The sequence below is a fragment of the Arthrobacter sp. FW306-1B-F12A genome (assembly GCF_058781865.1).
On record NZ_JBYSXD010000024.1, the window covers coordinates 1 to 12915 of the forward strand.

General features: G+C 63.9%; 12 protein-coding genes and 1 pseudogene. 10 read left to right on the forward strand and 3 right to left on the reverse strand.

Translation table 11 applies throughout. The features are described from left to right. The 8 genes and pseudogenes from AC3WJU_RS12820 to AC3WJU_RS12855 form a co-directional block, all read left to right on the forward strand. Nucleotides 1-210, forward strand: a pseudogene (locus AC3WJU_RS12820) (hypothetical protein); the annotation flags it as partial. A 32-nt stretch (nucleotides 211-242) separates the two neighbouring features. Then, complete coding sequence (locus AC3WJU_RS12825; protein WP_492260034.1) at nucleotides 243-515, forward strand: hypothetical protein; 273 nt, start codon at nucleotides 243-245, stop codon at nucleotides 513-515. 70 nt (nucleotides 516-585) lie between these two features. After that, on the forward strand, nucleotides 586-1950 hold the full coding sequence (locus tag AC3WJU_RS12830) for a GAF domain-containing protein (protein WP_306959031.1): 1365 nt from the start codon (nucleotides 586-588) through the stop codon (nucleotides 1948-1950). 83 nt (nucleotides 1951-2033) lie between these two features. Next, nucleotides 2034-2660, forward strand: coding sequence for a hypothetical protein (locus AC3WJU_RS12835; RefSeq protein ID WP_492260035.1), 627 nt, complete (start codon nucleotides 2034-2036; stop codon nucleotides 2658-2660). Between the two features lie 132 nt (nucleotides 2661-2792). Further along, entirely contained in the window at nucleotides 2793-4316 is a 1524-nt protein-coding gene (exaC, locus tag AC3WJU_RS12840) for an acetaldehyde dehydrogenase ExaC (RefSeq protein ID WP_441432622.1), read from the forward strand. 124 nt (nucleotides 4317-4440) lie between these two features. Then, nucleotides 4441-5463: an alcohol dehydrogenase AdhP gene (gene adhP, locus AC3WJU_RS12845; RefSeq protein ID WP_492260036.1), complete on the forward strand. Its 1023-nt coding sequence runs from the start codon at nucleotides 4441-4443 to the stop codon at nucleotides 5461-5463. Beyond that, entirely contained in the window at nucleotides 5463-5879 is a 417-nt protein-coding gene (locus AC3WJU_RS12850) for a DUF779 domain-containing protein (RefSeq protein ID WP_059387249.1), read from the forward strand. The genes adhP and AC3WJU_RS12850 overlap by 1 nt, the downstream gene beginning before the upstream one ends. Nucleotides 5880-5991: 112 nt before the next feature. Beyond that, on the forward strand, nucleotides 5992-7563 hold the full coding sequence (locus tag AC3WJU_RS12855) for an amino acid permease (RefSeq protein ID WP_492260037.1): 1572 nt from the start codon (nucleotides 5992-5994) through the stop codon (nucleotides 7561-7563). Between the two features lie 48 nt (nucleotides 7564-7611). Here AC3WJU_RS12855 and AC3WJU_RS12860 read toward each other — a convergent pair whose 3' ends face one another. The 3 genes from AC3WJU_RS12860 to AC3WJU_RS12870 form a co-directional block, all read right to left on the reverse strand. Further along, the gene (locus AC3WJU_RS12860; RefSeq protein ID WP_492260038.1) at nucleotides 7612-8247 is read right to left on the reverse strand and encodes a DUF2461 domain-containing protein; all 636 of its coding nucleotides are present in this window, start codon (nucleotides 8245-8247) and stop codon (nucleotides 7612-7614) included. 158 nt (nucleotides 8248-8405) lie between these two features. Next, a complete protein-coding gene (locus AC3WJU_RS12865; RefSeq protein WP_492260039.1) occupies nucleotides 8406-9890 on the reverse strand; it encodes a catalase in 1485 nt (494 codons plus the stop codon). Between the two features lie 7 nt (nucleotides 9891-9897). Next, a complete protein-coding gene (locus tag AC3WJU_RS12870) occupies nucleotides 9898-10377 on the reverse strand; it encodes a Fur family transcriptional regulator (protein ID WP_059387252.1) in 480 nt (159 codons plus the stop codon). A 206-nt stretch (nucleotides 10378-10583) separates the two neighbouring features. Between AC3WJU_RS12870 and AC3WJU_RS12875 the strand changes: the two genes are divergently transcribed. Both AC3WJU_RS12875 and htpX read left to right on the forward strand, forming a co-directional pair. Next, nucleotides 10584-11855, forward strand: coding sequence for an MFS transporter (locus AC3WJU_RS12875; protein WP_332602770.1), 1272 nt, complete (start codon nucleotides 10584-10586; stop codon nucleotides 11853-11855). 154 nt (nucleotides 11856-12009) lie between these two features. Continuing rightward, on the forward strand, nucleotides 12010-12879 hold the full coding sequence (gene htpX, locus AC3WJU_RS12880) for a zinc metalloprotease HtpX (protein WP_284990988.1): 870 nt from the start codon (nucleotides 12010-12012) through the stop codon (nucleotides 12877-12879). The last annotated feature ends 36 nt before the right edge of the window (nucleotides 12880-12915 follow it).

Consider the following 12915-nt stretch of genomic DNA (forward strand, 5'->3'; position numbering starts at 1 on the left):
GACGGCGAATATGCCAACATCTCGGGCAACCCGGCCATGTCGCTGCCTCTTGGAGTCGACTCGGCCGGCCTGCCGGTGGGCATGTCCTTCCTTGGCCGGTTCGGGGATGAGGCCACACTCTTTCGCTTGGCGGGCCAGCTCGAGAAGGCCGCACCCTGGGCGGACCGCAAACCCGAAGCCCTCGCGCGGGCGTTGGCGGCCCCGCTCTGAAGCTGACGCAAGACAGGAGAGAAGCAATGTTCATGGGCGTCTACCATTTCGACGGGGATCCCGCTCAACTGCTGGAAGGCCACAAGCGCATGGTGGGCCTGCTGCCATCCGGCGCGTTGAAGATCCATGTATGTCTTTCCACCGAGGGTGGCATCTCGGTGTACGACACCTGTCCGGATAGGGCAACGTTCGATCGCTTCAGCCGTGGCCACAGTTTCGCGGAACTCGTCGCGGAAGTCGGCCTGCCTGTACCCCGGATCGAAGCGTTGGGCGAGGTCGAGTCGTACGAATTCCACCCGGAGTGAGCGGGTACACAAACCCCGGCGTCGCAACTAGACTGGCCCGTACTGTGCTGCGTCCGGTTTTGGGAGTTCGATGAGGAATCCGATCCATCCGGCAGCTTCGGTCAATGACGCCGCCGAGCTGCTGCAGCGTCATGCCCGCGCCGGGCACGAACACTTGGAATCGTGGCGTTACGGGCTTCCCGACGCCACGGAGCTTCCCGGTCTACGCAGCCTGATCAAGGAATCCTGGCAGCGATCCGCCCAGCTCAAAGCAAACCCGGACCAGCCCGAGGCGCCGCTGGTCATCGACCTCGACGAGCTCGAGGAATACCGCCGCCAACACCCGCTGGCCACCATCATGCCCGTCATCCAGAAGCTCCTCATCCAGCCCAGCTATGAGAGCGGGCTGCTGGTCGCCGTGGGGGACGAGCTGGGCCGCCTGCTGTGGGTGGACGGAAATCCCGCGATGCGGCGCCGCGCCGAAGGCATGATGTTCGTCGCCGGCGCGGACTGGTCCGAAGCCGCGGTCGGCACGAGTGCGCCCGGCACGGCGCTCGCCTTGGGCCGTGGAATCCAGATCTCCGGCGCCGAGCACTACAAGCGCTCCGTCCACCCGTGGAGCTGCACCGCCGTGCCCTTCCATGACCCTGATTCCGGAGCCCTGCTCGGCGTCGTCGACATCACCGGCACGGAAGCCGCCGTCGCACCCCACACACTTTCCCTCGTTGAAGCAACTGTGGCTGCCGCGCAGGCGCAATTACGGGTGGAAAGGCTCCAACTCGCGGCCACTAAGCACTCTGCGCCTGCCCGACGCCGGAACTCGCCTTCCGCCGTCGGCTCACGCCAGGGGACAGGACTGTACCGGAACAGCCTCCAGCTGCTCGGCCGGGACCAGGCCTTGTTGAGCATCGGAGGGCGCAGCATTCCGCTGTCCGCACGGCACAGCGAGATCCTGGCGTTGCTGGGAACCCGTCCCGAAGGGCTCAGTGCCGAGGAGCTCGCCCTGGCCCTCTATCCGGGGGATGGCTCGAGCGTGACGTTGCGGGCCGAAATGGTGCGCCTGCGCAAGGTGCTCCACGAGCTCGACCCCGCCGCGGTCCCGGAATCACGCCCCTACCGGCTCCCGATCGACCTTGGCCAGGATGCGGCCCAGGTTCTGTCCTGCCTGCAGCGGGGCGCCCACCGCATCGCGCTGGAGATCTACAAAGGCGCCGTCCTTCCGCATTCGGAAGCGCCCGGCATCGTGGAGCTCCGCGAGAAGGTTTCGGCGCTCCTGCGCGAGGCGGTCCTGAACGACGGCAGTGCCGAGGCGCTGCTCAAGTATGCCGGACTGCCCGAGGCGAAAAACGACGTCGACGTCCGGCTTGCCGCCCTCAGGCTCCTGCCGCCGCGCTCGCCGAAGCGGGCCGCCGTCGTCGCCGAGCTTGAACGCCTGGAAAGCGAACTGTCGGCCTGACGCTGGCCCCTCGTGTGGCACTCGGGCAATACGGAGTTTCGGCCCGTATCGTAGAAGCGAGCCAAACGAAAGAAGCTTCCTCCGTGTTGAACAAACGCCTCGCCGTTGCCCTGACCATGTCCGGACTCCTTGCCGGAGTCACAGCCTGCGGGGCACCCGCCCAGACAGCCCCCGCGTCGGCAACGCCTTCGGCTTCGGCCACGCCTTCGACTTCGGCCACCACGGCTGCCGCCGACTGGGGACTTGATCCCGCGGCGGGCGCCCAGAGAATCAAGTCCGCAGGTCTGGATATCCTGACCGCCGAAGGCACAGCCGAGCACTACCACGCCCATCTGGATGTCCTGGTGGATGGCAAAGCCGTCACGGTCCCGGCCGAGATTGGTTTCAGTTTCGGGGCCGACGGGCAACCCAACGGAATCTCGGCACTTCACACCCACGACACGACTGGCGTCATCCACATCGAAGCGCCCACCGCCGGCCTGAAGTACACGCTCGGCCAGGTCCTCAGCGAATGGGGAGTGTTGGACGGCAACGATGCCACCGGAGCACCGCACGGCGGAACCGGAGGTTGGAGCGTATACCTGAACGGCGTAAAACAGAGTGCGCCGGTGTCTGACGTGGTTCTCAAGGCCCACGACGAAGTGGTGCTCTCCTTCGGTTCCGCACCTTCGCCGGTTCCGAGCTCCTACAATTTCCCTGCAGGCCTCTAGCTTTCCGGGCCCGGCAGGGGAGTACTGCCCCGACGTGATCTGAACCACAAGGTTGCAACCTGCTTGCAACCTCCCCGCTCCTACGCTGATGGCACAGCAAAGCCACCATCATGCGCAGCAAAGGAGCTAGCAATGACTGTTTATGCACAGCCGGGTGCCGAGGGTTCGAAGGTCACGTTCAAGGACCGTTACGAGAACTGGATCGGCGGCGAGTGGGTTGCCCCGGTCAAGGGGCAGTACTTCGAGAACATCACCCCGGTGACCGGCAAGGCCTTCTGCGAGGTGGCTCGCGGCACGGCCGAGGACATCGAGCTGGCACTGGACGCCGCGCACAAGGTGGCACCGTCCTGGGGCAAGACCTCCGCGACCGAACGCGCCGCAATCCTGAACAAGATCGGCGACCGCATCGATGAGAACGTCGAGCTGCTGGCGGTCGCCGAGACCTGGGACAACGGCAAGCCGATCCGCGAAACCCTGAACGCGGATATCCCCCTCGCGGCGGACCATTTCCGCTACTTCGCCTCCGCGATCCGTGCCCAGGAAGGCCACCTGTCCCAGCTGGACGAGGACACCACCGCGTACCACTTCCACGAGCCCTTGGGCGTCGTGGGCCAGATCATCCCGTGGAACTTCCCGATCCTCATGGCTGTGTGGAAGCTCGCCCCGGCCCTGGCCGCGGGCAACGCCGTCGTCCTCAAACCCGCCGAACAGACCCCCTCCTCCATCCTGGTCCTCATGGAACTCATCTCCGACCTGCTGCCCGCCGGCGTCGTGAACGTTGTCAACGGCTTCGGCGTCGAGGCCGGCAAGCCGCTCGCCTCCAGCCCGCGAATCCGCAAGATCGCCTTCACCGGCGAGACCACCACGGGCCGGCTCATCAGCCAGTACGCGTCACAGAACCTGATCCCCGTGACCCTGGAACTGGGCGGCAAGAGCCCTAACATCTTCTTCGACGACGTCGCCGCGCAGAACGACGCGTTCTACGACAAGGCCCAGGAAGGCTTCACGCTCTTCGCCTTCAACCAAGGCGAAGTCTGCACCTGCCCCTCCCGCGCCCTGGTCCAGGAAGGCATCTACGACTCCTTCATCGCCGACGCCGTGGCACGCACCAACAAGATCATCCAAGGCAACCCGCTGGACACCGACACCCAGATCGGCGCCCAGGCCTCCAACGACCAGCTGGAGAAGATCCTCTCCTACATCGACATCGGGAAGCAGGAGGGCGCGAAGGTCCTCACCGGCGGCGCCCGGACCGAGCTTTCCGGTGACCTCGCCGGCGGCTACTACGTCCAGCCGACCATCTTCGAAGGCCACAACCGGATGCGGATCTTCCAGGAAGAGATCTTCGGCCCCGTCGTGTCCGTCACAAAGTTCAGCGACTACAACGACGCCATCGGGATCGCCAACGACACCCTCTACGGACTCGGCGCCGGCGTCTGGTCCCGCAACGGCAACGTTGCCTACCGGGCAGGCCGGGAGATCCAGGCTGGCCGCGTCTGGGTCAACAACTACCACGCCTACCCGGCCGGTGCCGCGTTCGGCGGCTACAAGTCCTCCGGCATCGGACGCGAGAACCACGCCATGATGCTGGACCACTACCAGCAGACCAAAAACCTCCTGGTCAGCTACAACGAAAACAAACTCGGCTTCTTCTAAGCCTCATTTGACCTGGCGGGGCGGGACCAGCACAGATCCCTCCCCGCCGGCCCACCCTGGCCACCCCTCAGGAAAGCAGCACCTACACCGCACATCTAGTTTTAACGACGCAAGGATTTCGCCAATGACGACGACAATGCAAGCAGCCGTAGTAACAGAATTCGGACAAGACCTTCAGATCCAGTCACTTCCCCTTCCCGCGCCCGGTCGAGGAGAAGCGCTGGTCAAGGTCATCACCAGCGGCGTGTGCCACACCGACCTGCATGCCGCCGAGGGGGACTGGCCAGTCAAGCCTTCACCGCCGTTCGTGCCCGGCCACGAAGGCGTGGGTGAAGTGGTTGCCCTCGGCGAGGGCGTCACCGACCTTGCCGTCGGGGACCTGGTGGGCAACGCCTGGCTATGGTCCGCCTGTGGCGATTGCCAGTTCTGCCGGACCGGTTGGGAGACGCTGTGCGAAGCCCAGAAGAACGCCGGCTATAGCGTGGACGGTTCCTTCGGTGAGTACATGCTGGTGGACAGCCGGTTCGCTGCGAGGATCCCGGCAGGTTCGGACCCCGTAGAGGTCGCCCCGGTGCTGTGCGCCGGAGTCACGGTCTACAAGGGATTGAAGATGACCGAGGCCAAGCCGGGCCAATGGGTCACTATTTCCGGCATCGGCGGCCTAGGACACATCGCAGTCCAGTACGCCGTGGCCATGGGCCTGCGGGTTGCCGCTGTGGACATCGCCGACGACAAGCTCGCCCTCGCCAGGAAACACGGCGCCGAGCTCACGGTCAACGCGCTGCACGAAGATCCGGCGGAAGTCATTCAACGGGAAACCGGAGGCTGCCACGGCGTCTTGGTCACGGCGGTGCACCCCTCGGCGTTCGGGCAGGCGATCGGCATGGCCCGCCGTGGCGGGACCATCGTCTTCAACGGACTCCCGCCGGGAGACTTCCCCGCGCCGATCTTCGAGATCGTGCTCAAGGGCCTGACCGTCCGTGGTTCGATCGTGGGAACACGCCAGGACCTGGAGGAAGCCCTGGACTTTTACGCGCAGGGCAAGATCCACCCGACCGTGTCCACGCGGGAGCTCTCCGAGGTGAACGCGGTCTTTGACGAAATGAAGCATGCCAAGATCGACGGCCGCGTGGTGCTGAGGTTCTAATGCCCCGCAACAGGCTTGACGCCGCAGTGACGCTGCCCGGGGAAGACTTTTCCCGGGTGGCGCTCACCGCCGTTTCCATCGAACTGCTCCGGAAGCTGTGGGAGCAACACGGTCCCCTCATGTTCCACCAATCGGGTGGCTGCTGCGACGGTTCCTCACCCATGTGCTATCCCGCCGGCGAATTCATCACCGGTGATTCGGACGTTCTGCTCGGACTTTTCGATATTGGCGAGCCCGAACGGCCGCAGCTCCTGGAGTTCTGGATGTCCCGGGAGCAGTTCAATTACTGGTCCCACACCCATCTGACGGTGGACGTAGTGGACGGCCGCGGGAGTGGGTTCTCAGTGGAATCGCCTGAGGGGAAGCGCTTCCTTATCCGTTCCACGTTGATGGATTGGAACGTCTCCAATCTCTGAAGATGGACCGTGCTTGTGTCTCACGATTCGGGACAAATGTGGGGGTCCATTGGCTGGACACTACTCTTGATGAGTCTGTTTCTACCACCTCATCAAGATTGTGGACTTTTCTATGAACCTCTTCCGGACCAAATCGATCGAGCAGTCCATAGCGGACGCCGATGAGCCCGGACGCAAGCTCAAGCGTTCCCTCAGCACGTGGGATCTGATGATCATGGGCGTCGCCGTTGCGGTCGGCGCCGGGATCTTCTCCGTCGGCGCCAAGGCCGCTGCGAACTTCGCCGGCCCGGCCGTGACCATCTCGTTCGCTGTCGCAGCCGTCACGTGTGCTTTGGCCATCATGTGCTACGCCGAATTCGCTACCGCGATCCCGGTTGCTGGGTCCGCCTACGTCTTCACCTACGCCACGATGGGCGAAGTCCTCGCTTGGATCATTGGTTGGAACCTCATCCTTGAACTCTTTACCGCTGCTGCGGTGATCGCCAAGTACTGGGGAATCTACTTGAGCAAAGTGTTTGCGCTTATGGGTGTGGATATGCCGCCGGCCGTGAACATTGCCGGCGTGGATCTCTATTGGGGCGCTTTCCTGATTGTCGCGATCTTCACGGTGCTCCTGGTGCTCGGCACGAAGCTCTCCGCACGGGTGGGCAACGTATTCACGCTGATCAAGATCGCCGTGGTGCTGTTCGTGATTGTTGTCGGGTTCACCTACGTGAAGTTCTCCAACTACGCGCCCTTCGTCCCGGCATCGCAGCCTACCGGGGGCAACGACGGCGCGGATGTCATGAAGCAGTCCTTCTTCGGCTTCCTCACTGGTGCGGTTCCGGCGCAGTACGGAACGCTGGGCATCTTTGCCGGCGCAGCGTTGGTGTTCTTTGCCTTCATTGGCTTCGACGTGGTTGCCACCTCAGCGGAAGAGGTCAAGAACCCGCAGAAGACCTTGCCCCGGGGCATCTTCGGCGGCCTGGCGCTGGTGACGCTGCTGTACATCCTGGTCTCCCTGGCCCTGACCGGCATGGTGTCTTACACCCAACTGGCCGAAGCCAAGAACCCCACCCTGACCACGGCCTTCGAGGCGGTTGGAAACACCGACGCGGCCAAGGTCATTGCGTTTGGCTCGCTCATCGGTTTGACCACCGTCATCATGGTGCTGCTCATGGGCCTGGCGCGGGTGGTCCTTGCCATGAGCCGTGACGGCCTGCTCCCGCGCGCGCTGTCCAAGACCAGTGCCAAGCGTTCGACGCCGGTCCGCCTCCAGATCATCTGCGGCGCTGCCGTGGCAATCGTCGCTGGCCTGACCAATGTGGATCTTCTCGAGGAAATGATCAACATCGGTACCCTTTCGGCCTTCGTCATGGTGAGCCTGGGCATCCTGGTCCTGCGTAAGAAGCGTCCAGATCTGAAGCCGGCTTTCCGGGTTCCGTTCGGCAAGGTGCTTCCCGTGGTTTCGGCGGTGCTGTGCGTCTACCTGATGACAAACCTGGCCGTGGAGACCTGGATCTTCTTCGCCATCTGGCTGGCGATCGGACTTGCCATCTACTTTGCCTATGGACAGCGCCACTCCCGCTTGAACGAGAAGTTCGCATCGGCGAAAGCCGCGGTGTCCGGGAACGCGGCCGTTTCTTACAAGGCCGCGGCTTCCGACAAGAGCGGCGACGACGAAGACAGCCTCAGCAAGGTTTGATCCCGGGGCTGGGCTCACGCCCCGGCTAGACTCACGGCCCTCTCGGGCTTACGGCGCCGCGTGTTCGTTGACCCATTCCACCAGCGGGCGCAGTACCTCCCAACGCTTGGCGATTTCTTCTTTGGCCGAGGGCTTGGACATCCATTCCGGTTCGCCCAAGGTCATGCCTGCGGACAACGACTTGTGCTTCAGAAGCTCGGCCCGGGGATGGGCTTTGTCGAAACCACGAGGCACGGTCTTGAGCTTCTCGCCTTCCACCGCGAAACCTGCCGCGGCGATGGAATCGACGATCTTCTGCAGTTGCTCCCCGCTGGCCGGCGAATCCGTAGCTGCGCGGAAACGGGCAATCTGCTCCGGGGTGCGCGAGTGGCATCCACCCCCGACCAACAGGCCGTCTGCACTGAGCTGGAGGTAGAAGCCGACGCCCTCCTTGTCTGCCGCAAACGCTCCCTGTGCCGTCTTGTAGGGGGACTTGTCCTGGGAAAAACGGATATCCCGGTTCGGACGGAACACCTTGCCCGGCCCGAATCTTGGCTCAAGCTCCTCCAGTAACAGCGTCAATGGCTCCTTCACGGCGGAGTCGTAGATGTCTTTGTGCTCCAGCCACCATTCGCGGTTGTTGTTCTCTTCAAGTTCGGCATAGAAGGCGATCGCCTCTGCGGGGATCCCGGTAAATGTGCTCATGTAAGGATCCTATGGATCACCATGCCGAGCTAGCCAGAGCCATTGTTTGCTATGTGGAAAACCCGCCGAGGAACGCTAAACAAGACCCGCTATTCATGCCAAAAAAGCAACCCCGCCACGTAAATTCCGTAGCGGGGTTGCTTCGTTGGAGGCCGTTGTTACAGCTTGTTCGCTGCTTCCGCAGCCGACTCGCCTTCGCCCGCGCCGAGGTTGGCGCGCAGCTTGGCACCGAGTTCGGCGTCCACGTTGGTCCAGTACTGGATGGCGCGTTCCTTGATGTCGGCGCTCTTGACGCCACCGACGGCGCCGGTGATGGTGTCCAGCAGACGGGCCTTGGCGCCGTCGTCGTACACCTCGCGATAGAGCGCGCCAGCCTGGACGAAGTCGCCGTCCTCGGCGTGCAGGGAGTGTGCGGAGAGCGTCAGCTCGCCGTCGTTCTCCCAGCCGCCGGCCGGGTTCTGCGGCTCAACAGCAGCCGGGCCACCCACGGAGTTCGGTGCGTAGACCGGAACCGAAGGAGCGTTGAACAGGTAGCGTCCCGCGCCGTCCTGGCTGTAGTTGTTGACCTGGTTCTTCGGCTGGTTTACCGGGATCTGGGCGTGGTTCGTGCCCACGCGGTAGCGGTGTGCGTCGGCGTAGGAGAAGATGCGGGTTTGCAGCATCTTGTCCGGGGAGGCGGCGATGCCCGGAACGAAGTTCGACGGCGCGAAGGTGGCCTGCTCGATCTGCGCGAAGTAGTTTTCCGGGTTCTTGTTGAGCTCCATGGTGCCAACGTGGATCAGCGGGTAGTCCGCGTGCGGCCACACCTTGGTGAGGTCGAACGGGTTGAAGCGGTAGGTCTTCGCGTCCTCGTAAGGCATGACCTGGACGTGCAGTTCCCACGACGGGAAGTTGCCGGCGGCAATGTTCTCCTGGAGGTCGCGGATGTAGAAGTCCGCGTCCGAGCCGGCCAGTTCTTCAGCCTGGTCGCCCGTGATGGTCTTGACGCCCTGGTTGGACTTGAAGTGGTACTTGACCCAGAAGCGCTCGCCCTCGGCGTTGATCCACTGGTAGGTGTGCGAGCCGTAGCCCTGCATTTCACGCCAGGAAGCCGGCAGGCCACGGTCGCCCATGAGCCAGGTGACCTGGTGTGCGGACTCGGGGGAGAGGGTCCAGAAGTCCCACTGCATGTCGGCGTCGCGCAGGTGGGTGCCCGGGAGGCGCTTCTGGGAGTGGATGAAATCCGGGAACTTGATGCCGTCGCGGATGAAGAACACCGGGGTGTTGTTGCCCACGAGGTCGTAGTTGCCCTCGGAAGTGTAGAACTTGACGGCGAAGCCGCGGGGGTCGCGCCACGTGTCAGGGGAGCCGTTCTCGCCTGCGACGGAGGAGAAGCGGATGAGCATGTCCGTCTCGACACCGGGCTGCAGGAAAGCAGCCTTGGTGTACTTGGAAACATCCGAGGAAGTCTTGAAGATACCGAAAGCGCCGCCGCCCTTGGCGTGGACAACACGCTCCGGGACGCGCTCGCGGTTGAACTGGGCGAGCTTTTCCACCAGGTAGTGGTCGGTCAGGATGATGGCACCATCGGCACCAACGGACTTGGAATGCGCGTCCGAGGTGACGGGGGCGCCCGACTGGGTGGTCGAGATGTTCGCGGTCATCGTTCTCCTATTTCGTGGTTACTTGCGTGTGAGTAGGAAGCTGTTGTTTGGCCTGGCAGTCCTGGCAGATGCCTTGGTACAGGACGTCTGCGATCTGGATGGTCATGGGTTTGGAGTGCTCATCCCAGTGCGGGGTGAGGCAGGGGGCATGGCCGACGGCACAGTCGACATCCTCCACCCGGCCGCAACTGATGCAGACGGCGTGGTGGTGGTTGTCGCCCACCCGGGTCTCATACAGCGCGGGAGAGTGGGGCGGTTCGAACCGTCGCAGCATCTGTAGGTCCGTGAGGTCGCTCAGCACCACATAAACAGACTGCGCTGTCAGTTCGGGAAGTTCCTTGCGCGCGGCAGCCAGGATGCCTTCGGCCGGGGAATGTGGATTGTGCTGAACGGCAGCAAGAACCGCAAGACGCTGCTTGGTCACGCGGCGTCCGTGGGAATGCAGGGCGGAAGCCCACGCTTCCTGGTCTGCCGTGTGATCTGCCATACGCCCATTGAAGCACTTATTATGAGTACTTCACAATAAGGTGAGGCTAACTTCGGATGAACCCGCCGACGGCGGGCGGCACTCGGGCACGACGGCACCCCGCTCGCGGCCCGGACTCGGGCCCGACGGCGGACCGCACCGCAGCTGCGAACCCTGCCCCCGCGGCGCTCCGGGAGGGCGGATGGCTTGGTGGGTAGGGTTGGACGGTGGCAAAACTCCTGGCTGACATGACCCCGCTTCGCGAAAGCCCCGCATTCCGCCGCCTGTGGCTGGGGTCTTCGGTGTCGATGGTCGGATCCCAGCTGACCCTGGTTGCCGTGAGCCTCGAGGTCTACAGCATCACCCAACAGAGCCTCTACGTGGGACTGCTCAGCATCTTTGCCCTGGTTCCGCTGGTGATTGCGGGCTTGTTCGGCGGCGCCCTTTCGGATGCCTATGACCGGCGGAAGGTCGCCATTGTTGCGTCCCTCGTCCTGTGGGCCTGCAGCGTGGCCCTGGCACTCCAGGCCTGGTTCCAGCTCAACAATGTCTGGATCCTGTTCCTCCTCGTCGCTATCCAGAGCGGCGCGCAGGGCATCAACGGACCGGCACGCAGCGCCATTATTCCCTTGCTGGTCCGCAAGGAACTGCTGCCCGCCGCCAACGCGTTGAGCATGCTCAACATGGGCATTTCCATGACGGCAGGCCCCCTGCTGGCCGGTGTGCTAGTCGCGTCGAGCGGTTTTGGCTGGACCTACACGATCGATGCGCTCAGCTTCGCCTTCGCGCTGTGGAGCCTGTTCAAGCTCCCGGCCCTTCCCGCGGCGGAGAACGCGTCGGCACCCGGGCTGCGCTCCGTCGTCGAGGGCTTCCGTTTCCTGGGCACCCGGCCCAACCTTCGCATGACGTTCATCATCGACCTCATTGCGATGATCTGCGCCCAGCCCCGTGCCCTCATGCCCGCGATCGGAGCCACGATGATCGGGGGCGGTGACGCCACTGTGGGTGTGCTGCTCGCGTCCGTGGCCGTCGGCGCCTTCCTGGCGGGACTGTTCTCCGGGCCCCTGGGGAGGGTGCGGCGCCAGGGGAGCGCGGTGGTGTGGTCCGTGGCAGGATGGGGCTTCTCGATTGCTGCTTTCGGGCTGGTGGTGGTCCTGGCCGGGGACGCAGGGCGCGATGGCGTCACGCTGTGGATCATCCCGGCGGCCTTGTGTTGTGCCCTTGCCGGGATCTCGGACTCCGTCAGCGCGGTCTTCCGCACCACCATCCTGCAATCGGCCACTCCGGACCACATGCGGGGACGGTTGCAAGGCGTGTTCATTGTGGTGGTTTCCGGTGGTCCGCGCGTGGGGGACATGCTCTCCGGTGGAGTCACGAAAGTTCTCAGCGAAGGCTGGGTGCTGCTTCTCGGCGGCGTGCTGTGCGCAGTGCTTGCGTGGCTGGTGGCGCGCGGTCAGCGTGGATTCCTCCAGTACGATTCGCTCCACCCGGTGCCTTAGCCCGGACCCAGCCCCACGCCCAACTAGCTCGCAGTTGTTGTCGTTATGGCGGCTCGGAACGACAACAAATGCGAGCTAGTTGGGCGGAACGTCCGGGCCGCCGTCGGCGTTAATCGGAACAGAACCAAAAGCCGTACTGCAAGAAAGTAGTGAAGTGCATAATCATCACAATGGCCTGAAGACCGCAGCGCTCTTCGGTGTGCTCTGGGCGGTGCTGCTGGGTCTCGGTGCCGTGATCGGTGTGGGCACCCGCAGTGCGTCGCCCATCTGGATCATGGCAGTGATCGGCGTCGCGACAACGGCTTATGGATATTGGAACAGCGACAAGATCGCCATCCGCTCCATGGCCGCGTACCCGGTTTCGGAAGCACAGGCTCCGCAGCTGTACCAAATCGTCCGGGAGCTCTCCGTGCGGGCCAACCAACCCATGCCGCGGATCTACGTTTCTCCGACCATGACCCCCAATGCCTTCGCCACGGGACGCAATCCCAAGAACGCCGCCGTGTGCTGCACCGCGGGGATCTTGAACTTGCTCGACGCGCGCGAACTCCGCGGCGTCCTCGGGCATGAACTCATGCACGTCTACAACCGCGACATCCTCACTTCGTCCATCGCGGCCGCCGTCGCCGGCGTCATTACTTCGGTGGGCCAAATGCTGCTGTTCTTCGGCGGCGGGGACCGGCGGAACGCCAACCCGTTTGCCATGATCGCCATGGCCCTCCTGGCGCCGTTTGCCGCCTCGCTGATCCAGCTCGCCATTTCCCGCACCAGGGAGTACGACGCCGACCACGACGGCGCGGAGCTCACCGGCGATCCGCTGGCGCTCGCCTCAGCCCTCCGCAGGATCGAAGCAGGCGTGAAGCAGGTGCCGCTGCCGCAGGATCAGCGCCTCGTGAATACTTCGCACCTGATGATTGCCAACCCGTTCCGCGGCGGTGCCATGACCAAGCTGTTCGCCACCCACCCGCCCATGCGTGAGCGCATCGAGCGGCTCGAACGGATGGCCGGACGGCCGCTTTCCTAGCCAGCGGTCCCGTAGAGCGCCCTACCGGCCGCGTCC

What these genes read in the sequence shown, in the direction of transcription:
- AC3WJU_RS12825 (WP_492260034.1), top strand. Translation starts at nt 243, where the DNA reads ATGGGCGTCTACCATTTCGACGGGGATCCCGCTCAACTGCTGGAAGGC.
- AC3WJU_RS12830 (WP_306959031.1), top strand. Translation starts at nt 586, where the DNA reads ATGAGGAATCCGATCCATCCGGCAGCTTCGGTCAATGACGCCGCCGAG.
- exaC (WP_441432622.1), top strand. Translation starts at nt 2,793, where the DNA reads ATGACTGTTTATGCACAGCCGGGTGCCGAGGGTTCGAAGGTCACGTTC.
- adhP (WP_492260036.1), top strand. Translation starts at nt 4,441, where the DNA reads ATGACGACGACAATGCAAGCAGCCGTAGTAACAGAATTCGGACAAGAC.
- AC3WJU_RS12850 (WP_059387249.1), top strand. Translation starts at nt 5,463, where the DNA reads ATGCCCCGCAACAGGCTTGACGCCGCAGTGACGCTGCCCGGGGAAGAC.
- AC3WJU_RS12855 (WP_492260037.1), top strand. Translation starts at nt 5,992, where the DNA reads ATGAACCTCTTCCGGACCAAATCGATCGAGCAGTCCATAGCGGACGCC.
- AC3WJU_RS12860 (WP_492260038.1), bottom strand. Translation starts at nt 8,247, where the DNA reads ATGAGCACATTTACCGGGATCCCCGCAGAGGCGATCGCCTTCTATGCC.
- AC3WJU_RS12865 (WP_492260039.1), bottom strand. Translation starts at nt 9,890, where the DNA reads ATGACCGCGAACATCTCGACCACCCAGTCGGGCGCCCCCGTCACCTCG.
- AC3WJU_RS12870 (WP_059387252.1), bottom strand. Translation starts at nt 10,377, where the DNA reads ATGGCAGATCACACGGCAGACCAGGAAGCGTGGGCTTCCGCCCTGCAT.